This window comes from Streptomyces sp. NPDC051576 (assembly GCF_040681835.1).
In the GTDB taxonomy this organism is placed as follows: Bacteria; Actinomycetota; Actinomycetes; order Streptomycetales; family Streptomycetaceae; genus Streptomyces.
Map to the genome: position 1 here is coordinate 303,126 of NZ_JBFAZO010000003.1, position 20,779 is coordinate 323,904.

Annotated in this window: 22 protein-coding genes, 1 pseudogene and 1 riboswitch; of the genes and pseudogenes, 14 read left to right on the forward strand and 9 right to left on the reverse strand. The window is 68.8% G+C overall.

What is annotated here, in order from left to right; all coding sequences use genetic code 11:
* The first annotated feature begins 271 nt into the window (after nt 1-271).
* The 4 genes from AB0M63_RS11175 to AB0M63_RS11190 all read left to right on the forward strand — a co-directional run bounded on the left by AB0M63_RS11175 (nt 272) and on the right by AB0M63_RS11190 (nt 4,881).
* On the forward strand, nt 272-1,360 hold the full coding sequence (locus tag AB0M63_RS11175) for a metallophosphoesterase (protein WP_355910364.1): 1,089 nt from the start codon (nt 272-274) through the stop codon (nt 1,358-1,360).
* 192 nt (nt 1,361-1,552) lie between these two features.
* On the forward strand, nt 1,553-2,416 hold the full coding sequence (locus AB0M63_RS11180) for a hypothetical protein (RefSeq protein ID WP_355910361.1): 864 nt from the start codon (nt 1,553-1,555) through the stop codon (nt 2,414-2,416).
* A 159-nt stretch (nt 2,417-2,575) separates the two neighbouring features.
* Nucleotides 2,576-3,514, forward strand: coding sequence for an NADP-dependent oxidoreductase (locus tag AB0M63_RS11185; protein ID WP_366019180.1), 939 nt, complete (start codon nt 2,576-2,578; stop codon nt 3,512-3,514).
* 140 nt (nt 3,515-3,654) lie between these two features.
* The gene (locus AB0M63_RS11190; RefSeq protein ID WP_366019181.1) at nt 3,655-4,881 is read left to right on the forward strand and encodes a serine hydrolase domain-containing protein; all 1,227 of its coding nucleotides are present in this window, start codon (nt 3,655-3,657) and stop codon (nt 4,879-4,881) included.
* Nucleotides 4,882-4,891: 10 nt separating this feature from the next.
* On the opposite strand, the gene thiC is transcribed toward AB0M63_RS11190, so the two are convergent.
* The gene (gene thiC, locus AB0M63_RS11195; protein ID WP_355910352.1) at nt 4,892-6,658 is read right to left on the reverse strand and encodes a phosphomethylpyrimidine synthase ThiC; all 1,767 of its coding nucleotides are present in this window, start codon (nt 6,656-6,658) and stop codon (nt 4,892-4,894) included.
* A riboswitch (TPP riboswitch) is annotated at nt 6,651-6,840 on the reverse strand. (Overlaps the previous gene by 8 nt.)
* Before the next feature lie 71 nt (nt 6,841-6,911).
* Here thiC and AB0M63_RS11200 point away from each other — a divergent pair.
* A complete protein-coding gene (locus AB0M63_RS11200; RefSeq protein ID WP_366019182.1) occupies nt 6,912-8,396 on the forward strand; it encodes a YibE/F family protein in 1,485 nt (494 codons plus the stop codon).
* Between the two features lie 155 nt (nt 8,397-8,551).
* Here the strand turns inward: AB0M63_RS11200 and AB0M63_RS11205 are convergent, their stop codons facing one another.
* The 4 genes from AB0M63_RS11205 to AB0M63_RS11220 all read right to left on the reverse strand — a co-directional run bounded on the left by AB0M63_RS11205 (nt 8,552) and on the right by AB0M63_RS11220 (nt 10,902).
* Nucleotides 8,552-8,989 (reverse strand): SsgA family sporulation/cell division regulator, encoded by a 438-nt coding sequence (locus AB0M63_RS11205; protein ID WP_355910346.1) that lies wholly within the window; start codon nt 8,987-8,989, stop codon nt 8,552-8,554.
* Between the two features lie 99 nt (nt 8,990-9,088).
* Nucleotides 9,089-9,823: a helix-turn-helix domain-containing protein gene (locus AB0M63_RS11210; RefSeq protein WP_366019475.1), complete on the reverse strand. Its 735-nt coding sequence runs from the start codon at nt 9,821-9,823 to the stop codon at nt 9,089-9,091.
* 371 nt (nt 9,824-10,194) lie between these two features.
* Nucleotides 10,195-10,407, reverse strand: a complete 213-nt coding sequence (locus AB0M63_RS11215) for a DUF5326 family protein (RefSeq protein WP_355910343.1) — start codon at nt 10,405-10,407, stop codon at nt 10,195-10,197.
* Between the two features lie 177 nt (nt 10,408-10,584).
* Nucleotides 10,585-10,902, reverse strand: coding sequence for a cupin domain-containing protein (locus tag AB0M63_RS11220; protein ID WP_262060822.1), 318 nt, complete (start codon nt 10,900-10,902; stop codon nt 10,585-10,587).
* A 48-nt stretch (nt 10,903-10,950) separates the two neighbouring features.
* On the opposite strand from AB0M63_RS11220, the gene AB0M63_RS11225 reads away from it, so the two are divergent.
* From AB0M63_RS11225 to AB0M63_RS11245, 5 genes are all read left to right on the forward strand, one after another.
* Nucleotides 10,951-11,328: a phage holin family protein gene (locus AB0M63_RS11225; RefSeq protein WP_355910339.1), complete on the forward strand. Its 378-nt coding sequence runs from the start codon at nt 10,951-10,953 to the stop codon at nt 11,326-11,328.
* A 7-nt stretch (nt 11,329-11,335) separates the two neighbouring features.
* The gene (locus tag AB0M63_RS11230) at nt 11,336-11,827 is read left to right on the forward strand and encodes a low molecular weight protein-tyrosine-phosphatase (RefSeq protein ID WP_355910336.1); all 492 of its coding nucleotides are present in this window, start codon (nt 11,336-11,338) and stop codon (nt 11,825-11,827) included.
* Complete coding sequence (locus AB0M63_RS11235) at nt 11,824-12,969, forward strand: cystathionine gamma-lyase (RefSeq protein ID WP_366019183.1); 1,146 nt, start codon at nt 11,824-11,826, stop codon at nt 12,967-12,969. Before AB0M63_RS11230 ends, AB0M63_RS11235 begins: the two co-directional genes overlap by 4 nt.
* A gap of 228 nt (nt 12,970-13,197) precedes the next feature.
* Nucleotides 13,198-14,103, forward strand: a complete 906-nt coding sequence (locus AB0M63_RS11240) for a LysR family transcriptional regulator (RefSeq protein ID WP_366019184.1) — start codon at nt 13,198-13,200, stop codon at nt 14,101-14,103.
* Nucleotides 14,104-14,214: 111 nt separating this feature from the next.
* Nucleotides 14,215-14,697, forward strand: coding sequence for an NUDIX hydrolase (locus AB0M63_RS11245; protein WP_366019185.1), 483 nt, complete (start codon nt 14,215-14,217; stop codon nt 14,695-14,697).
* A gap of 40 nt (nt 14,698-14,737) precedes the next feature.
* Here AB0M63_RS11245 and AB0M63_RS11250 read toward each other — a convergent pair.
* A pseudogene (locus tag AB0M63_RS11250) lies at nt 14,738-15,716 on the reverse strand (globin domain-containing protein); the annotation flags it as partial.
* Here AB0M63_RS11250 and AB0M63_RS11255 point away from each other — a divergent pair.
* Nucleotides 15,674-15,895 (forward strand): hypothetical protein, encoded by a 222-nt coding sequence (locus tag AB0M63_RS11255; RefSeq protein WP_366019495.1) that lies wholly within the window; start codon nt 15,674-15,676, stop codon nt 15,893-15,895. The pseudogene AB0M63_RS11250 and the gene AB0M63_RS11255 sit on opposite strands and share 43 nt — an antisense overlap.
* A gap of 134 nt (nt 15,896-16,029) precedes the next feature.
* Here AB0M63_RS11255 and AB0M63_RS11260 read toward each other — a convergent pair whose 3' ends face one another.
* Nucleotides 16,030-16,665 (reverse strand): haloacid dehalogenase-like hydrolase, encoded by a 636-nt coding sequence (locus AB0M63_RS11260; RefSeq protein ID WP_366019186.1) that lies wholly within the window; start codon nt 16,663-16,665, stop codon nt 16,030-16,032.
* Between the two features lie 206 nt (nt 16,666-16,871).
* On the opposite strand from AB0M63_RS11260, the gene AB0M63_RS11265 reads away from it, so the two are divergent.
* Nucleotides 16,872-17,738 (forward strand): GNAT family N-acetyltransferase, encoded by an 867-nt coding sequence (locus AB0M63_RS11265; RefSeq protein WP_366019187.1) that lies wholly within the window; start codon nt 16,872-16,874, stop codon nt 17,736-17,738.
* A 64-nt stretch (nt 17,739-17,802) separates the two neighbouring features.
* Here AB0M63_RS11265 and AB0M63_RS11270 read toward each other — a convergent pair whose 3' ends face one another.
* The gene (locus tag AB0M63_RS11270) at nt 17,803-18,225 is read right to left on the reverse strand and encodes a heme-binding protein (RefSeq protein ID WP_366019188.1); all 423 of its coding nucleotides are present in this window, start codon (nt 18,223-18,225) and stop codon (nt 17,803-17,805) included.
* Between the two features lie 113 nt (nt 18,226-18,338).
* On the reverse strand, nt 18,339-19,547 hold the full coding sequence (locus AB0M63_RS11275) for an MFS transporter (protein WP_366019189.1): 1,209 nt from the start codon (nt 19,545-19,547) through the stop codon (nt 18,339-18,341).
* A gap of 141 nt (nt 19,548-19,688) precedes the next feature.
* Here AB0M63_RS11275 and AB0M63_RS11280 point away from each other — a divergent pair, with 141 nt between their 5' ends.
* Both AB0M63_RS11280 and AB0M63_RS11285 read left to right on the forward strand, forming a co-directional pair.
* Entirely contained in the window at nt 19,689-20,147 is a 459-nt protein-coding gene (locus tag AB0M63_RS11280) for a MarR family transcriptional regulator (RefSeq protein ID WP_355910316.1), read from the forward strand.
* Nucleotides 20,148-20,186: 39 nt separating this feature from the next.
* Nucleotides 20,187-20,639 carry a GNAT family N-acetyltransferase gene (locus AB0M63_RS11285; RefSeq protein WP_366019190.1) on the forward strand — a complete coding sequence of 151 codons (453 nt, stop codon included), beginning with the start codon at nt 20,187-20,189 and terminating at the stop codon, nt 20,637-20,639.
* Nucleotides 20,640-20,779: the final 140 nt, after the last annotated feature.

Sequence of the window (20,779 nt, forward strand, 5' to 3'; positions counted from 1 at the left end):
AGACCAGCCCGCCCCCCAGTCCGCCGTAGCCACCGGTGAAAACCGGCCACAGCTCGGCGGGAACCGAGTGGGCGTCAAGTGGACGACGTGTGGTCGAAGACCTGCCCAATCGGGGCGAAAGCCGCGGTGAAGTGGAGTCCTGCTCTGATTCACCACCCCTGGGTCATCACATGGCGCGATCCGCATTCCTATGATGGGCCCACGACACCGCGGGCCGCTGCGACCAGGCAGTCCGATGCGGTGCAGTTGCGGCGCGATGGTGGAGGGGTCGATGACTCAGGGGGCCGGTCAGGGACCCGAGGTGGAGCGGACGGCGACGTTGCGCGACTTCCGGGTACCGGCGTACGTCCACGAGACCGGTCCGTACGCCGACAGCGCGCAGCCCGGCGAGGCCGTACGACCCGACGGTGATGCCTTTGACGAGGCCTATCCGGAGGGGTACACGCCCACTCAGCGCGATCTGCCCGTCATCAATCGGGGTGACACGGTTCAGGTCGCGGTGGACGCGGCGTCGGCGGGCGTCCCGCGGCAGGCGGAGGGCGCCGGTCCGCTGTTCGTCGTAGGAGATGTGCACGGCTACCTCGACGAACTGGTGGCCGCGCTGCGGGAGAAGGGTCTGATCGACGCGGCCGGCAACTGGTGCGCGGGCACCGCCCGGCTCTGGTTCCTCGGCGACTTCACCGACCGCGGACCCGACGGCATCGGCGTGATCGACCTGGTGATGCGGCTGTCCGCCGAGGCGGCCGCGGCCGGCGGCTACTGCAAGGCCCTCATGGGCAACCACGAGCTGCTGCTGCTCGGCGCCAAGCGCTTCGGCGACACCCCCGTCAACTCCGGCGCGGGCACCGCCACCTTCCAGGCGGCCTGGCTGCTCAACGGCGGCCAGAAGACCGACATGGACCGACTCCAGGACGTCCACCTGCAGTGGATGTCCCGGCTGGACGCCATGGAGCAGGTCGACGGCCATCTGCTCGTCCACTCCGACACCACCGCCTACCTCGACTACGGCGACTCGATCGAGGCGGTCAACGACAACGTCCGCGAGACCCTCACGCGCAACGACGCGGACGAGGTGTGGGACGTCTTCCGCAAGTTCACCAAGCGCTTCTCCTTCCGCGACGAGGGCGGCGCCGAACATGTCCGCTCATTGCTCGACATGTACGGCGGAACCCGGATCGTCCACGGCCACAGCCCGATTCCCTACCTCCTGGGCGACGTCGGCTCCGAGGACGGCGAGGACGCCGCGAGTCCCGTGGTCGAGGGACCGCACGTCTACGCCGAGGGGCTGGCCATCGCGATGGACGGCGGAGTGACCATGGCCGGAAAACTGCTGGTCCAGCAACTGCCGCTGGATATCTGAGCGTTATTCGGGCAGGCGCCCCCCTCGGAGGACCGGCGGACGACAGCGCTGGCCAGGGGCCAATTTCTGGAAACCCCCTGTCACCGTGTGCCGTCGCCGCTCTACCATCGGCTTATCCGTAGCAGGCTCCCCTCCGTTTCTGCCCGACGGCTCGTTGTCATGCGAGCCCCAAGCCCTACGGAGCATCGGGGGATGCACATGAACAGCGTTCCGCAGCACCTGCACAGCGAGGACCGCCAGGAGTACGAGCGGATCCTCGACGAGGCGCTGCGCTCCGCCCCTACCCGCCCGGAACTGGCCGCTGTCGGTAAGCGGCTCAACCCCGAACAGTTGCGCACCATGGCGCTGAACGCCACCGCACTCATCACGGCGGCCGCGGCGACCGAGTACCAGCACTACGTGAAGGTCCGCGAGGAACTGCGCCAGCCGGCGTCGTCCACCCCCTCGCCCGTCCACGAGACCGGCTCCGCGGAGCCGGGCGGCGTGGGCGCGATGGGGCTCGCCACCACCCTGGGGGAGGCTGCCGAGGGTGCGGGTGCCGTCGCCGTCGCCGCTGTCCTCACCCCCGTCCTCGCCGGCACGGCCGCGGCGATATTCCTGCTCGTGGGCTACATCCTCAAGATGCTCACTCCCGAGCCCGCGTTCGCCCAGACCATGCTCACCGCGGGCTGGGTGTTCGGCGCCATGACCGCCGCGGCGATCATCGTCGCGATCGTCGGCCTGCTGCTCACCGCTCTGCGCAACAGGCCCTCGCCCGACACCGGCCCCTACGGCGAGTCGGGCGGTGAAGTGGCCCGGGCCAGGGACGCCTGGCACGACGCCCTTCTGGAACGCGGCATCCTGCCGTTCCTCCAAGAGGCGCTCGCGGCTCCTGGTACGGCGGCACTGCGCCGTACGACACCATCGGCACCGACCAGTCGCATGCCGCACCTCGGCTACGACCGCCCGGGCTTCTCCAGCCCCGACGACGGCCCGGAGCCGGGCCACCGCCCGCGGTTCAGCAGCCCGGACTTCTCCAGCCCGGACTTCGGGGGGCCCGAACACCTGCCGGAGTAGCCCCTCGGCTTGCGCCCCCACCCAGGGGAGCGCAAGCCGAACGCCCGGTCCCACAGGGGCCGCTGAGCGATGCGCTCGTCGAACTCCCCCTTTCTCCCGGCACAGTCGGATCAGCCGGTACTCCACGCACGCCCCACGCCCTGCTGTTGAGGAGCCCGTATGCCCGCCCGCATGCACGCCATCGTCCAATCCGCGTTCGGCGGCCCCGAGACGCTCGCCTACGTCGAGACCGACGTCCCCGAGCCCCGCCCCGGCGAGGTGCTCCTGCGGGTGGCCGGCGCCGGCGTCAACCCCGGTGACGCGGTGCTCCGCTCCGGCCGCGTGCCGGAGTTGGTCCCCCTGCCGTGGACGCCGGGCAACGACGTGGCCGGCGTCGTCGAGCGGGTCGGCGAGGGCGTGACCCGGTTCGCGCCTGGCGACGAGGTGTACGGCATGCTTCCCGTCTCGCAGCGCGGCGCCTACGCCGAGTTCACCGCCTCACCGGCCGACGCGCTGGCGCCCGCGCCGAAGAACCTCGACCTCGCGCACGCCGGGGCCATACCCCTGGTCGCGGTCACCGCATGGCAGTCCCTGGCCGTACTGGCGCGAGTCGGCCCAGGCGACCGCGTGCTGATCCACGCGGCGGCGGGCGGCGTCGGCCACGTCGCCGTCCAACTGGCCAAGGAACTCGGCGCGTACGTCATCGGCACGGCCCGCCCGGCTCACCACGACTTCCTGCGCGAACTGGGCGCCGACGAACTCATCGACTACACGGCCACCGACTTCCGGACCACCGTCGCCCCGGTGGACGCGGTCCTGGACCTGGTCGGCGGCGCCTACGGCCCCCAGTCCCTCGACGTGCTCCGGCCGGACGGTCTGCTCATCGGCGCGTCGATCGACCCGGGTACGGACGAGCAACAGGCCGCCGCCCGTGGCCTTCGCTACACATGGGTCACGGCCGAGCCCTCAGGTGCCCACCTGAAGCAGGTCACCGAACACATCGAGGCCGGTCGGCTACAGGTCTCCGTCGACCGCCGCTACCCGCTGGCCGAAGCCACCGAGGCCCACCGCGCCATCGAGGCCAGGCGCACCACGGGCAAGCTCCTCCTCGTACCGTGACCGACTCGACCAACTCCTCTGACTCGTAGGGGGTTACGTACACCCCTCATTCTGAGGACAGTCCCATCCTCTCCCGCGCCGGGATCCGGTTGGCTGGTGATCGTCACCGATCACCACCCAGCGCACCGGGGGATTCGACCATGCACATGCCGTCCTCGAAGAAGACCTGCTCAGCCGTGCTGGCAGCGGCGCTGCTCACCCTGGGCTCACCCGCGGCCGCGACCGCCACCACCGCCGGGCACACCCAGCCGGGGCGCTCCTCCGCCGAGGCCACGCTCCGGCAGGACCTGGCCGCCGTACGGAGGGCCGGCGGCGGCGATGTGAACGTGCTGGCCAGGGTCGACGGACCCACCGGCCCGCCACTCATGGCCCGCATCGGCACCCGCACCGCCGGCTCCCCGGCCCCGATCCCCTGGAACGCTCACTTCCGGGTGGCCAGCACGACGAAGACGTTCGTGGCGACCGTCGTCCTGCAACTCGTGGCGGAGAAGCGGCTGTCGCTCGACGACACCGTCGAGCACTGGCTGCCTGGAGTCGTGACGGGCAACGGCAACGACGGCGGCCGCATCACCGTCCGCGACCTCCTCCGCCAGACCAGCGGCCTGTACGACTACATCGACGACCCGGGGATCCAGGACCGCCTACTCAACCACTTCGACGAGAACCGCTACGACACCACCCCGGCGGCCGACCTGGTCGCGGTGGCGATGCAGCACCAGCCGCTGTTCCTACCGCGTCCGGGCGGGGCCACCCGATGGGCGTACTCCAACACCAACTACCTGCTGGCCGCGATGATCGCCGAGAAGGCCGGCGGCGCCGGCTGGCAGGACCTGGTCGAGCACCGCGTGATCGCGAAACTGGGACTGCGCAACACCTCCATTCCTGGGCTCGATCCGTTCCTGCCGGACCCTCATGTCAACGCCTATCTGACGACCCCGGACGGCAAGCGTCTCGACGTCACCGATCACAGCCTCCAGCACACCGCGGACTCCGGTGTGGTGAGCACCACCGCCGACCTGAACACCTTCTTCCGCACCCTGGCCGGCGGCAGACTGCTCCCCGCCGAGCAGTGGCGCGAGATGCGGCAGACCGTCGAGCGGACCGACGACCCGGAGGACGTGGCCGAGATGCCCGAGGGCACCTACGGCCTCGGCCTGCGCAGGATCCCGCTCTCCTGCGGCGGTTACTACTACACCCACGAGGGCGACGGAGCGGGCGTCAACACCCGCCCCGCGGTGAGCGCGGACGGCAGGCGCGCGGTGACCGTCTCCATCACGACCACCACCGCGCCACCCGGCCTGGCCGCCCTCAACCGCGCGACAGGCACCCTCGTCGACCACGTCCTGTGCCGCACACCGAAGAGCTAGGCGGTCGTCGTCAGTCGGCGATCGGCAGATACACCCGGTTACCCGCCGCCGCGAACTCCTTCGACTTCTGAGCCATGCCCTCCTCGACCTCCGCCTTGCTGCCGCCGTGTTCGCGGCGGATGTCCTGGGAGATCTTCATCGAGCAGAACTTCGGCCCGCACATGGAGCAGAAGTGCGCCGTCTTGGCCGGCTCCGCCGGCAGCGTCTCGTCGTGGAACTCCCGTGCCGTGTCCGGATCGAGGGCCAGGTTGAACTGGTCCTCCCAGCGGAATTCGAACCGGGCGTCGGACAACGCGTCATCCCACTCCTGTGCACCTGGGTGCCCCTTGGCGAGGTCGGCTGCGTGGGCGGCGATCTTGTAGGTGATGACGCCGGTCTTGACGTCGTCACGGTTGGGCAGGCCCAAGTGCTCCTTGGGCGTGACATAGCAGAGCATGGCCGTGCCCCACCAGGCGATCATCGCGGCACCGATGCCGGAGGTGATGTGGTCGTACGCCGGCGCGACGTCCGTCGTCAGCGGGCCGAGCGTATAGAACGGAGCTTCATCACAGATCTCCTGCTGAAGGTCGATGTTCTCCTTGATCTTGTGCATCGGGACATGTCCCGGGCCCTCGATCATGGTCTGTACGTTCAAACGCTTCGCGATCGTGTTGAGTTCCCCGAGGGTCCGCAATTCCGCGAACTGCGCCTCGTCGTTGGCGTCCGCGATCGACCCCGGCCGCAGACCGTCGCCCAGCGAGTACGTGACGTCGTAGGCGGCGAGAATCTCGCACAGTTCTTCGAAGTTCTCGTAGAGGAACGATTCCTTGTGGTGCGCGAGGCACCAAGCCGCCATGATCGAGCCGCCGCGCGAGACGATGCCGGTCTTGCGGTTCGCCGTCAGCGGGACGAACGGCAGCCGGACACCCGCGTGGACCGTCATGTAGTCCACGCCCTGTTCGGCCTGTTCGACGACCGTGTCCTTGTAGATCTCCCAGGTCAGCTCCTCGGCGCGGCCGTCGACCTTTTCGAGCGCCTGATAGAGCGGCACCGTGCCAATGGGGACGGGGGAGTTGCGCAGCACCCACTCGCGGGTGGTGTGGATGTTGCGGCCGGTGGACAGGTCCATGACCGTGTCGGCGCCCCAGCGGGTCGCCCAGGTCATCTTCTCGACCTCCTCCTCGATGGAGGAAGTGACCGCGGAGTTGCCGATGTTGGCGTTGACCTTCACCAGGAACCGCTTGCCGATGATCATTGGCTCGATCTCAGGGTGATTGACGTTGGCCGGCAGCACGGCCCGCCCCGCCGCGATCTCCTCACGGACCACCTCGGGCGAAACCTTCTCCCGTACAGCCACGAACTCCATCTCGGGTGTGATCTCGCCCCGTCGCGCATAGGCGAGTTGCGTGACCGCCGTCCCGTCACGTCCGCGCCGCGGCTGACGTGGCCGCCCGGGAAAGACCGCGTCGAGGTTGCGCAGTCCACCACGCGGTGACGTGTGCTTGATCCCGTCGTCCTCGGGGCGGACGGGACGACCGGCGTACTCCTCCGTGTCGCCGCGGGCGATGATCCAGTTCTCCCGCACTGGCGCCAGGCCCCTACGGACATCGGTGTCGACGAGCGGATCGGTGTACGGGCCGGAGGTGTCGTACAGCGTCACCGACTGTCCATTGGTGAGGTGCACCTGACGAACCGGCACCCGCAGATCGGGGCGTGAGCCCTCGACATACCCCTTGTGCCAGCCGATGGGCTGTTCGTCCTGGCTGACGGCAGACGTGTGTGCGTCCTTGTTGGTCATGAGACCTACTCCCTACGCCGGCATTACCCGGTAACAGGTTCGGCGGTCGACGCAGCGGCTTCCGTCAGCCGATGTTCCATGGGAAACATCACTCGATTCAGGTGACGTTTCACGTGAAACAAAGCAAAGACGAAGGTCAGCGCCCTCTCAGCCCGGTGCTCCGAGCTCCCGCGTGTGCAAAGGTGCCTCCACGCTAGCGTCATATGTGGCGCGGTGAACAGTGGGCCCCCGGCGTTCTTGCGATGATCGGGCGGTGACCACGACGCAGCAGCCCCCGTACCCGCCGACCGGGCCGCAGCATGGCCACGACCACGGACACGGTTCCGGCGGCAGCCATGGCTCCGGTTCAGGAGACGACCACGGCTCAGGTGGGGACGGTGGCCACAACTCCGGAGCGGACGGTGGGCACGGTCATTCGCACAGCCACAGCCATGGGCCCGCCGCGCCCGTCTCCCGCCATCTGCGGAAGGTCATCGCGGCGATCCTGATCCCGTTCACGGTCGCGGTCGTGGTGGGCATGGTGGTGCTGTGGCCCGGCGGCGCTCCGTCGCACAAGCGCACCGGGGTCGGCTTCGACCGGCAGACACAGCAGGCGACAGTCACCAAGGTCGTCAGCGTGAGCTGCGCGTCGGTGAACGCCTCGGGCGAGAGCGCGACCGGTGACACGTCCACCGCCGAGGGCTCCTCCGCGCAGCAGGAGGCGGGCGGCACCTGTAAGAAGGCCACGGTCACGGTCACCACCGGCAAGGACAAGGGCCGTACGTTCACGGAGATCGTGCAGCCCGACCAGTCACGCCAGTTGCACCAGGGCGAGAAGGTCGTGGTCGCCTACGAGCCTTCCGCACCCCGGGATCTGCAGTACTCGGTCACCGACGTGGACCGTAAGTTCCCGATGGCACTGCTCGCCGGGATCTTCGCGCTGGCCGTCGTGGTGGTGGGCCGGCTGCGCGGCGTCATGGCACTGATCGCGCTGGCCATCAGCTTCATGATCCTGAACTTCTTCATCCTGCCCGCGATCCTGCACGGCTCCAACCCGCTGATCGTGGCGGTGGTCGGGTCGAGCGCCATCATGCTCATCGCCCTCTACCTGTGCCACGGCCTGTCGGCCCGCACCTCCGTGGCGGTCCTCGGCACACTCATGTCACTGGTACTGATCGGCATCCTGGGCTCGGTGTTCATCGGCTGGGCCGCACTCACCGGCAACACGGACGACAACACCGGCCTCATCCACGGGTTGTACCCGTCGATCGACATGAGCGGCCTGCTGCTTGCCGGCGTCATCATCGGCTCCCTCGGCGTCCTCGACGACGTGACGGTCACCCAGACCTCGGCCGTCTGGGAACTGCACGAGGCCAACCCGGCAATGGGCTGGCGCGGCCTCTACCGCGCCGGCATCCGCATCGGCCGCGACCACATCGCCTCGGTCGTCAACACCCTCGTCCTCGCCTACGCCGGTGCCGCCCTGCCCCTGCTGCTCCTCTTCTCCATCGCACAGAGCAGCGTGGGCGCCGTCGCCAACAGCGAACTGGTCGCCGAGGAGATCGTGCGCACACTGGTGGGCTCGATCGGCCTCGTCGCGTCGGTACCGGTCACCACGGCCCTCGCGGCCCTTGTGGTCTCGGCGGACCGGCCGGGACCCGCAACAGCTCCGGTGGGTGTCCCGGCAGCGGCCACGGCGGCGCCGGATGCCAAGCCCGCGGCGGCTCGCGGCGGGAAGGGCCGACGCCGCAAGCACTGAGGGCGGCGAGAACCGCCTCCACAGGGCCGAGGAGAAGCGTTCCTGCGAACCTTCATCTCCCGGCGCCCCATGGGACTTCAAGCCTCTACAGACGCCTCCGCGGGCTTCAGGACCCCTGACGAAGCGTTACGCCCCCCCGTCGCCGCCTCACCACGTCACCCCGCGCTCTGCTCCTCCGCCAGGATGCGGTCCAGGGTCTCGTCGAGGTGGGCGTCGAAGTCCGCGAGGGCGCCCTCCTGGCCGAGCGGAACCAGCCGGTCGGTGCGGTCGAGGAACGTCACGAGCGGTGCCGCTCCGGTGCGGAACACCGCCTGGTCGCTGCCCACCTGAAGCCGGATCAGCACCTCACCCAAGGTGTCGGGGTCCACGGGCGCGATGTGTACATCGCCCTCCCCGCACGGCCCGCCCACCCCGTCGATCAGCAGCTCACGGCCGAAAGCCCAGGTCACCGGGGCATCTCCCGGCAAATGGAAGGTCAGCCGCACGGCGTACGGATCGCATGTCTCATAACCCAGTTCCACCGGGATACGGAAGGAGAGCTCCTCGGAGACGAGGAAGCTCATCATGACCTCTGCCTGTACGGACTCGCGCATCGCCTATCCCGTCAATTGCCGTCGACTGGCCGGGAATCATCCCCGTGACACTGAAGGAATATTGCTGAACGTACACGTTAGATCACAAGGAGTAATTTTTCAGATACTGATAGAGAGCGCGAGCGACCCCAGAAGCCTGCCGACCTCACTCTGCAGTTGCCGAGCTGCGGTCATCAGCCGTTCGGCCTGATGCGAGGGGAGGGAAATGGCCATCGTGGCGGCCGTGGTGCCGAGCGTGATCGGAATCGCCGCACAGACCGTCCCCAGCGCGTACTCCTGACGCTCCACCACCAGCTCCATCCGCCGCATCCGGTCCACGCGCCGCAGCAGGGAGTGGCCGTCCCGCACGGTGTAGGGGGTGAGGGACCGCACGGGGTAGCGATCGAGGTGGTCACGCCGGGCATCCTCGTCGAGTTGGGCCAGCAGGCACTGGCCGATCGCGTGCGCGTGCCCCGTCTCACGGAAGTCGGCCCACTCCTCGACCGCCGGATTGCCGGGGCTGTCGGAGACGCACATGACCTCGATCTCGCCGTCGCGGTACATCGCGTAGTAGACCGGTACGCCGATCGAATCCCGCCAGGCGGCCAACACGTCGACGATCGTGCTGCGACGTTTCTCCTGCGCTCCGCTGCTGCTCAGCCGCTCGGCCGCTTCACCGAGGAAGAACAGCCCCTTGTCGCGGCGCAGGTAACCCTCGTGCACGAGGGTGCGCAGCAGGTGGTACGTCGTGGGAAGCGCGAGGCCGGTCTCGCGGGCCAACTGCTTGGCGGGGGCGCCGTGTTCATGTCCGGCGACGGACTCCAGCAGACGCATGGCCCGCTGGACGGAACCGATGAGTGTGACGGCGGACTGCTGCTGGTCCGGGGGTGTCGCGGAGCGTTGCCGCGGCGGGGCCGCCACGGGACGGAGCTGTGCGGGGAGCGCCACTGACTGCGGCCAGGTGGAGGGGACGGTCTGGGTGAGAGGTGCGTGTGGTTCGACGGATGCGGTGTCAACCGTGGCCAAGGGTCACTTCCGGAGCGCGAGGGGGGCAGCCCGTGCGGGGAACACGGGGAGGGGGTGCGCCGCCCGCGGGGTTCGTCCCCGCGGCGAGTTCCGGACTTTAACGGCCCGCCACCGCCTGCGGACGGCCGGTCCGGAAAACTTCCCTCGCCCGAGGGAACCGGTGATTCCTGTTACCGATCACCGGTTGCCCAGCAGGGACCTCACCAGTCGCTGCGTGAGGAGGAGCTCGACGTGAACTTCCGCACCACATAGATCAGTCCGCCGACGAGCGCGACGAAGACCAGCGCCTTGAAGAGCAGTCCGATGACAAAGCCCACGACGGTTGCTATCAGCCCGCCGAACACGACCAGGGCGATGACCGGCACCGCGACCCACTTAACCCACCACGGCAGTCCGCCGAAGATCTCTCGCATCGCCCTCGTCCTTTACCTCTCCGCCCGTCGATCGCACCGGGTCCTGTCGGTGTCCGGCACTCCAGTGCCGGATCTCTGATGTCCTGCACCCGATGCTAGGGCGGCCGAAGGCGGAACGGGGGCCTCGCGCCCCTTGTCCTCCCCTGACCGTCCCCCTAGGGAACCCTGAGACGCGGGTCAGGCTTCCGGTGGAGAGAAGACCACCAGCACCCGCAGATCCTCGCTGATGTGGTGGAACTTGTGGGCAACCCCGGCCGGCACGTAGACCACGCTGCCGCGCGCCACCTGGGTGGTCTCCATTCCGACGGTGATCGCGGCCCGGCCGCTCACGACGAAGTACACCTCGTCCTGGTTGTGCGGCTGCTGCCGGTCGTGCTCACCGGAGTCGAGCGCGTACAGGCCGACCGACATGTTCTTCTCGCGCAGGAACTGCAGATATGCGCCGTCGTTGGCGGCACGCTCCGCCTCCAGTTCATCCAACCGGAATGCCTTCATCGCCCTCGTCCACGCTCGGAGTCGATCTCTTCTGTCACGATCAGACACATGAAGAATTTTCTAGTCAAGACGATCGCCAACGCGGGCGCCCTGGCGGTCGCCGTATGGCTGCTCGACAAGATCACCCTGACCGGTGACAGCACGTTCAAGAAGGTCTGGACCCTGATCCTCGTCGCCCTGGTCTTCGGCCTGGTGAACTTCCTCGTGAAGCCGATCGTCAAGGTGCTGACCTTCCCGCTGTTCATCCTGACGCTCGGTCTGATCACCTTGGTGGTCAACGCGCTGATGCTGCTGCTCACCTCGTGGCTGGCCGACAAGCTCGACCTGAGTTTCCACGTCGACGGATTCTGGACCGCCGTCCTGGGCGGACTGATCATCTCGGTCGTCTCCTGGGCGCTCAACGTCGTCCTGCCCGAAGGGGACTGAGCGCGCGATGGCCTACCGCGTCAGCTTCGTCTGCACCGGCAACATCTGCCGCTCGCCGATGGCCGAATCGGTCTTCCGCGCGCGAGTGGCCGAGGCCGGGCTGGACGGCCTGATCGAGGTCGACAGCGCGGGCACGGACGGCTGGCACGAGGGCGACGGCGCGGACCCGCGCGCCGTCGCCGTCCTGGAGGAGCACGGCTACGGGACCGACCATGTCGCACGCCGGTTCCAGGCCTCCTGGTTCTCCCGCCTGGACCTCGTCATCGCCCTCGACACCGGCCACCGCAAGGCCCTGCGCCGCCTCGCACCGACGGAGCAGGACGCTCAAAAGATCCACCTGCTCCGTTCCTACGACCCCGCCGCCGGCGACGACCTCGACGTACCGGACCCGTACTACGGGGGTCTGGACGGCTTCGAGGAGTGCCTTGAGATGGTGGAGGCGGCGAGCGAGGGCCTGCTCGCCGTGGTGCGTGAGGAAGTGGAGGGACGAGCGGTATGAGTGATTCCGCCGCAGGCAGGGGTGCCGGGGACGGCACACGCGCGGTGCGGGCCGGGCTGCCCGAGCCGGTCAGGCATGAACCGACGCTGCCCGGACCGGTGTTCGCCGCACACTTCCATCTCCCGGGCGAGGTGACGGGCCCGTACGCCTACGGCCGTGACGAGAACCCGACCTGGACCCATCTGGAGCGCGCCATCGGCGAGCTGGAGGCCCCCGGGCAGGACGGCGTCGAGACGCTCGTGTTCGCCTCCGGCATGGCCGCCATCTCGTCGGTGCTCTTCTCCCAGCTACGCGCCGGCGACACGGTCGTACTGCCCGACGACGGCTATCAGGTGCTGCCCCTGGTGCGCGGGCAGTTGGAGGCGTACGGCATCGAGGTGCGCACCGCGCCGACCGGCGGGGACGCCCAGCTCGACCTTCTCGACGGCGCGAAACTGCTGTGGATCGAGACCCCCTCGAACCCCGGCCTCGACGTGTGCGACATTCGTCGGCTCGTCGAGGCGGCACACGCGCGTGGCACCCTCGTGGCTGTCGACAACACCCTCGCCACACCCCTGGGACAGCGCCCGCTGGAGCTCGGCGCCGACTTCTCCGTGGCGAGCGGCACCAAGCAGCTCACCGGGCACGGGGACGTCCTGCTCGGATACGTCGCCGGAACCAACGCCCCCGCGATGGCCGCCGTACGCCGCTGGCGCAAGATCGTCGGCGCGATCTCCGGGCCCATGGAGGCCTGGCTCGCGCACCGCTCGATCGCCACGCTCCAACTGCGCGTCGACCGGCAGAACGCCACGGCGCTGACGCTCGCCGAGGCCTTGCGCGGACGGGCCGAGGTGACCGGGCTGCGCTATCCGGGACTGCCTGACGACCCCTCGCACAAGATCGCCTCGCGGCAGATGCGGCGCTACGGGTGTGTGGTTTCGTTCACGCTGCCCACGCGCGCGCGTGCCGAGCGTTTCCTCGACGCGCTGCGGCTCGTGGACGACGCGACGAGCTTCGGCGGGGTGCGGTCCACCGCAGAACGCCGGGGACGCTGGGGAGGGGACGCCGTGCCGGAAGGCTTCATTCGCTTCTCGGTCGGCGCCGAGGATCCGGAGGACCTGGTGGCCGATGTGCTGCGTGCGCTGGACGAGTCGGCGCGCTGAGCGCTTTACGTCCCGCCGGTCGGTGTCCGGCTACGCACAACGGACGGTCCGAGCCTCCCCCCTCGTGGCTCGGACCGTCCCCGGTTCTGCGCGCGAAGAACCACGCGCACAAGGCTAGTTGACTCTGTGTCAGTGTCCAATCACAGTAGCGACAGCGACCTATCGACTTATTTATAGTTGGGCCCTGCCCGGGGCCGGAGGAAGGGCGGGGAGAGGAGAGTGCGTGCCATGGATCTGGCCTTGCTGCGCACCTTCGTGACGGTGCACCGAGCCGGCTCCTTCACTCGCGCCGCAGCCCTGCTCGGCCTCTCCCAGCCGGCGGTAACATCCCAGATCCGCACCCTGGAACGGCAGTTGGGCCGCCCGCTGTTCCTGCGCCAGGCCCGCGGGGTCACACCCACGACGATGGGCGACGAACTCGCGCACAAGGCCGCACCGCATCTCGACGCCCTCGTCGAGATAGCCGAGACCGGGCCCGACAACGACTCCTCACTGCGCACCCTGCATCTCGCCGGCCCCCCGGAGTTCACCGCCGAGCGGGCACTGCCCGCGCTCACGGAGCTGACCGGTGACGACGGCCAGGGCTTCGCGCTGCGCGCGTCCTTCGGGAACGCCGAGGAGACCCTGGAGGGGCTGGCCGCCGGACATCATGATCTGGCCATCAGCACGGCCCGTCCGCGAGGTGCTCTACTTACCGCGACAACACTCTGCGACGAGGAACACATCCTGGTCGCCGCCCCGCACTGGGCCGCGCAGATCGACTCCGCGAACCCCGAACCCAAGGACGCGCCCGCACTGGACGACCTTCCCGTGGTCGAGGTCCACGAGTCGCTGCCCTTCGTCTCCCGGTACTGGGCCTCCGTCTTCGACTCCCGTCCGGCCACCCCGGGCGCCGTCATCGTGCCCGACCTGCGCGCGGTCCTCGCCTGCGCGACAGCGGGCGCCGGCCTCGCGGTACTGCCCCGCTATCTGTGCGCCTTGGCACTCGAACGCGGTGAGGTCGTCCCGCTCCACGAGCCCGCGGTACCACCGCTGCGGACGTATTTCCTGGTGGTCCGGACCGGCACTCTCGCGATGCCGCACATAGCCCGGGCCCACGAGTGGCTGCAGCGGGCGGCCACGGACTGGGGCTGAGCAGGCACTTTGCCGCCGCCTCGCAACGAGTACGCCGAACATCACGCTCTGAACCGCCAAGGTCACGTTTTGCGATGTTTCACGTGGAACCAGCCGGGCCACATTTCTCCCATGACCGTCCGACCCGTGGTCAAGCGCACCGCACGTGCCGTTCTCCTTGACGGCGACGCCCTGATCCTGATCAAGCGCACCAAACCCGGTGTGGATCCCTACTGGGTGACGCCCGGTGGCGGGGTCGAGCCCGGGGACACCACCGTCGTCGACGCCCTCCACCGGGAGGTGTACGAGGAACTCGGCGCCAAGATCACCGACGCGGTGCCCTGCTTCGTGGACACCGTCGAACACATCGGCGCGGACGCGGCCTCGACCGGTGTGAAGGTGCAGCACTTCTTCGTCTGCCGCCTGGAGTCCATGGACCCGGCCCTACGCCACGGTCCCGAAGTGGACGAGCCCCTCGGCGAGTACGAGATCGTCAGAGTCCCGTTCACCCGGGTCGGCATCGCGTCCGTCCATCTCGTACCCCTGTCCCTACGGCACTATCTGGACGGCAACATCGAAGGGGTCCGCGCGATGCACGCTCCCGACCTCGGCTGACGCCTCCGGCGCCGCGTCAGTCCCCGGTGGTCACCAGTTCGACACCGCTGCGGATCATTCCGGGCGGGCCCGAGACGTAGCCGTCGTACTCACCCCATGGCCCGTACGTCCGTATGGCGTCCGGGAGTTGGGAACACGCTTGGTGGTCGACGACCGGCCGGACCGAGAGCCACGGATGCGACTGCTGGAGCCGGAGCAACGTATCGATGTCATAGAGGTCGTGGTCCGTACGGGCGCCGTAGAACACCTCCACCGGTCGCCGCTCACCGCGCTCGGCGATGTCCTCGACCAGCGCCCTGATCGGCGCGATGCCGATGCCGCCGCCGAGGCAGAGCAGTCCGGTGCCCGTGGTGTGGTCCACGGTCATCGAGCCGGTCGGCGGACCGAGCCGGGTGACATCGCCGGGCCGGGCGCGGTGCACCAGCGCGTTCGAGACCCAGCCCGCCGGGACGGCCTTCACATGGAAGGTCAGCAGACCGTCCGAGCGGGGCGCCGAGGCGAAGGAGTAGTGGCGCCAGATCCGCGGCCACCAAGGTGTCTCGAGGCTCGTGTACTGCCCGGCGAGGAAGGGATAGGGCTGGTCCGGGCGGACGGTGACGACCGCGACGTCCCGGGTCCTGAGGTCGTGGGTGACGACCCCAGGCGTGCCACCAGGCCGGGGCACGCAGTTCGCCCGCGGTGGCCAAGTCGATCACGACCTGCGAGATCGTCGTGTACGTCCTGACCCAGGCCGCCTCCGTCTCCGCGTCCCAGACGGCCGAGGCGTATTTGTTCAGAACGCCGATGAGGCACTCGCCGACGGCCGGGTAGTGCTCGGCCCAGGTGCCGTACTTGTGGTGTCCGCGGCCGAGATTCCGCAGATACGCGACGAGGACCTCGGTGTTGTCGATGTGCTTGGCCGCGGTGAGCAGCACCCTTAGGAGCCGGTCCCGCTGGGTGTTCATCGCAGAGTACGGCGTCAGGAGACGCGTTCCCGATGACAGGACCAGACGAACGCTGGGCGGGCACTCGCACGGCATCAAGAGCCGTCTCGCCGGCGGACAGCGGGGGCGCGGTCGGCGCGGGCGCGGGAGACAGCGCCCGGGCGGGCGCGGCCGGGCTGCGGGGCGGTCTCCGGCGACGGTATTCGCTCCTGGTCGGGTGCTACACCCTGCCGGACCAACCCTCCATGGGCGGCCGCTCGTCGCGGGCCTGCTGACCGGACGCAGTACTCCTGTGCGGCATCCCGCTCCGGACAAGAACCGGAGGCGACCCTACTGGCGCGCGTTCCGCCCACAACTCCCGCCTCGCTCCCCCAAGAACAGAGGGAGGGGCGACCATCGATTCCCTCAACTACCGGGCGCTGCGCACCAGTTCGTAGGCATCCCACAGATCCCGCCCCGCATAGGAGTGGGTCGCAAGACCCGAAAGATGCTGATCGGCGTTGACCGCGACGGAGACGGGCACGGCACCGAACAGATCCTTGTCCGACATCGAGTCGCCATAGGCGACGCAATCGGTTCTCGTCACCCCGAACTCCCCGCACAGCCGATCCGCGATCACCACTTTGGCCGCCGAGCTGAGGACTCCACCCAGATCCATGGAAGGCTCGGTGAAAGGCACAGCGGGAAAGAGCGATCCGTGTGCCGCATGCGCGCCCCAGCCTGTGAGCCGCTCCACAAAGAAGGAAGGCGAGAGCGATACGACGGCGCAGTATTCACCGGCGTTCCTGATCTCTGCCCAGACTTCACGGATCCGCGCCAACCAAGGGGCCCCATCGAAGGCCGCCGCCACATGCGCCTCGGTGAGATCCGCCCACAGCGTGTACACGCGGGTCGCATACTCCGGCGGGCCAATCAGCCCGGCGGAGATCTCCTGATCAAGTACGGCCGTCTCGGCCTCCAGACCGAGTTGCCGTGAGATCTCCACGGGCGCGCTCGTTCCACGCAGCAATGTGCCGTCGAGATCGAAGAGATGAAGTCTCGTCATGGGCAACGAGGCTAGTGGGCCACACTGTGGGCGCCTTCCGCGAGCTTGCCTGCTGCTCGGCGTTCGCCGGTGTTTCACGTGAAACATCCGGCTTCTTTCGGGGCGTTGTGCAGGCGCTGCTGACATGGCCAAAAGCACGTATGTCGCGCCGGGAACAACCGGAAACAGGTGGACGCCGACAACGCCCGTCAGACAGCCTGACCTGCGTGCCGACTCCTTCCCTCGCCGCTCTGCCCATCCGCCGGCTGACGCTCCGCGACCGCATAGCCTGCGCGGACTTGTCCGAGGACCGGGGGTGGCCACGCGAGGAACACAAGTGGGGCTTCCTCCTCAGCGCGGGAAAGGGCTACGGCATCGACGATCCCGAGGGCGGACTCGTCGCGGCATCTGTCGTCACCGAGTACGGCCCACAGGACCGCCCGGAACTCGTTGCCATCGGTATGGTCCTGGTCGCCGAGCGGCATGCCCGCCGAGGCGTGGGGCGCCGGCTGATGCAGCATCTGGTCTCGGCTGCGGGCGCCACGCCACTGACCCTGCACGCGACCCCGTACGGCCGCCCGCTCTACGAGGAACTCGGATTCAAGGTGACCGGCCACGCCGAGATGCTGCGCGGTCACTTCACCCCTGCTGGACCGGAGTCCCGGATCGCCACCCGCGCGGCCACGGCCGTGGACCTCGCCGGCATCCTGCGGCTCGACGAGGCGGTGTTCGGCGCCGATCGCACGCCCCTCATCGCACGGCTCCCCGCCTTCGCCGACCAGTTGCGGGTGGCGGAGGACAACGGCCGGATCATCGGGTACGCGGCCGCCTGGCCCAACATGGACACGCAGGTCGTGGGCCCCCTGATCGCACAGGACTCGGAGACGGCCAAGGCTCTCCTCGCCTCACTCGCCGCCCGAACCGACCGCCCGCTGCGTACCGACATCGATGTACGCCACGAGGACCTGCTGTCCTGGGCGAAGGAACGCGGGCTCTCTTCCTGCGCCTTCAACGCCGTGATGACATACGGGATCGCGGAGCTGCCCGGCGACTGGACACGGCGGTTCGCTCCGCTGACGGTCGCGGCTGGGTGACGGCTTCCGAAGAACGCCGGCTCCCGACGTGCTCGGGAACCGACGTCTCCGTCATCGTCAGGCGTCAGACGAGCGCGTCCACGGCGGCCTGGGCGAAGCCGTGGTCCTGCGTGGGCGCCCCGCCACCGACTCCGATCGCCCCGATCAGGCGGCCGTCACGGTGCACGGGGATACCGCCGGCGATGAACAGCAGCGGCCGGTCGAGCGCGGTGGGCAGGGTGTGGAAGAGGCCTCCGGGCTGGACGGCGTCAACGAGGTCGGCGGTGGCCGCATTCAGCTGAAGCGCTGTGTACGCCTTGCGGGTGCTGGTCTCCCCGGAGATCAGCACAGCCTGGTCGTCCCGCCGGAATGCGAGCAGATGACCGCCCGCGTCCAAAACGGTGACGCTGACCGGGATCCCGGCGGCCTCCGCGGCTCGGTGCGCCTGGGCGACGAGCGCTTCGGCGTCCTGGATGGTCAGTGGGGCTACGGCTGTGGCGGTGGTCATGAGGGTTTCTCCTTGCGGGTGTTGCTGTTTCCGGTGTCGGTCGGATGGTCGGGGCCGACAGGAGGTGCGGGGACGACCCTGGCCCCGCGTATCCCGATTGCGGCCCGGCAGGGTCAGTGGTGAACGACGGTCCGCTGCTCGCTCGGCCGGCCGCCCGCGACGACCGCGCCGTGGGCGCCGGTACGGCGTTCCAGGGCGGCCGAGAGGATCGCGAGGACCAGGGCGGCCGCGGCGAGGACGGCGCCGACCCAGTTGGGCGCCGTGTAGCCGAAGCCGGCCGCGACGACGATGCCGCCGAGCCAGGCGGACAGCGCGTTGCCGAGGTTGAAGGCGCCGATGTTCACGGCCGAGGCCAGCGTCGGGGCGCCGTGCGCCTGGTCGAGGACCCGCTTCTGCAGCGGCGGCACGGTGGCGAAGCCCAGAGCGCCGATGAGGGCGACGGTGACGGCTGCCGCCACCTTGTTGTGCGCGGTGAACGTGAAGAGCGCGAGCACCACGGCAAGGGCGCCCAGCGAGACGTAGAGCATGGGCATCAGGGCACGGTCGGCGAACTTGCCGCCGACGAGGTTGCCGCCGACCATGCCGAGGCCGAACAGGACGAGCAGCCAGGTGACGGAGCCGTCGTCGAAGCCGGCGACGTGGGTCATCATCGGCGCGATGTACGTGATGGCCGCGAAGACGCCGCCGAAGCCGAGGACGGTCATCGCCATGGCGAGCAGGACCTGGGTGTTCTTGAAGGCGGCCAGTTCGTGCCGCAGGTGTACGCCCTCGGGCCTGGGCAGGTCGGGCACGAGTTTGGCGATGCCGGCCAGACCGATCACGCCGAGGCCCGCGACGACGGCGAAGGTGACACGCCAGCCGATGGACTGCCCGACGAGGGTGCCCAGCGGGACGCCGACGACGTTGGCGACGGTCAGCCCGGTGAACATCATCGCGATTGCTCCGGCCTTCTTGTCCGGGGCGACCAACTCGGCGGCGACGACCGAGCCGATGCCGAAAAAGGCGCCATGGGCGAGCGAGGCGACCACCCGGCCGATCAGCATCACCGAGAAACTGGGGGCTACGGCGGAGAGCAGGTTGCCGACGATGAACAGGCCCATCAGAAGCATCAGCATCCGCTTGCGGGGGATCTTGGTGCCGAGCACGGTCATCAGCGGGGCACCGATCACCACACCCAACGCGTAGCCCGTGACCAAAAGTCCGGCGGTGGGGATGGAGACCCCGAAGTCGCCCGCGACCTGGGGCAGCAAGCCCATGATCACGAACTCGGTCGTTCCGATTCCGAAGGCCCCGATCGCGAGGGCCAGAAGCGCGAGAGGCATGGGGATGTACCCTTCCCAGACGATTGCAGGAGCGCTTTGCGTGCGTTCACAATAGTTGCAGACGCGGGCTATATGCAAGCGCGGACTATTTCACCTGTGCTCTATCCTGGGTTCAGCCGCTCCGGGACGGAGGAAACGCCAATGACAGCGACGGACCCCGCACTCACCGCCCTTGCTCAGGGCTGGTGCGCTCTCTCCTTGCTGCACGGGAGAATCGAGGCGCACATCGAGCGCGCCCTGCAGGCCAAGCACGACCTGAGCATGCGGGAGTACTCACTGCTCGACGTGCTCAGCCGCCAGCACGACGGCGACGGGGGCCATCTGCAGATGAGGCAGGTCGCCGACGCGGTCGTCCTCAGCCAGAGCGCCACGACCCGGCTGGTCACCCGGCTTGAGGACCGCGGTCTACTCGCGCGCTACCTGTGCCCGACCGACCGGCGTGGCATCTACACGAACGTCAGCGAGGCGGGCCTCGCACTGCTCGAAGAGGCCCGACCGACCAATGACACCGCTCTGCGGGAGGCGCTCGACGAAGCGGCCAAGAACCCTGAGCTGGCGCCACTGGTCCGGGTCGTGGAGTCGATGAACGTGCCCGCGTAGACCCGTCACGCATCGCACACCGGTACCTAAGGTGTGGCCATGGAAGATCTTGAAATACGAGCCGCGATCACCGAAGACATCCCGGCCATCGTCGACATGCTCGCCGATGACCCCCTCGGTTCCCAGCGCGAGTCGCCGGACGACCTGACGCCCTACCTGGCCGCTTTGGAACGCCTGACCGCCGACCCGAACCAGCACCTGGTCGTCGCCGTACGCGAGGGCCGGGTCGTCGGAACCCTCCAGCTCACGGTCATCCCCGGACTGTCCCGCAAGGGCGCCACGCGCTCCATCATCGAGGCCGTACGCATCCACGCGGACGAGCGAGGCAGCGGCCTGGGCACACGGCTCATCGAATGGGCGATCGCCGAGTCACGCCGCCAGGACTGCCAACTGGTTCAACTCACCTCTGACATCACCCGTACCGACGCCCACAGGTTCTACGAGCGGCTCGGCTTCACCGCCTCACACGTGGGCTTCAAGCTCCCCCTCTGAAGAGAACCCTCCTCCGTGGCCGGGAGGCGTCATGTTTCACGTGAAACATGACGCCACCCCGCCCCGCACGCGAACGGCTTCCACGCCCACCCCCCCAAGTCACCCCCCCCCCGCAAAGAACCCCCCCCCGCGTCCGCGGA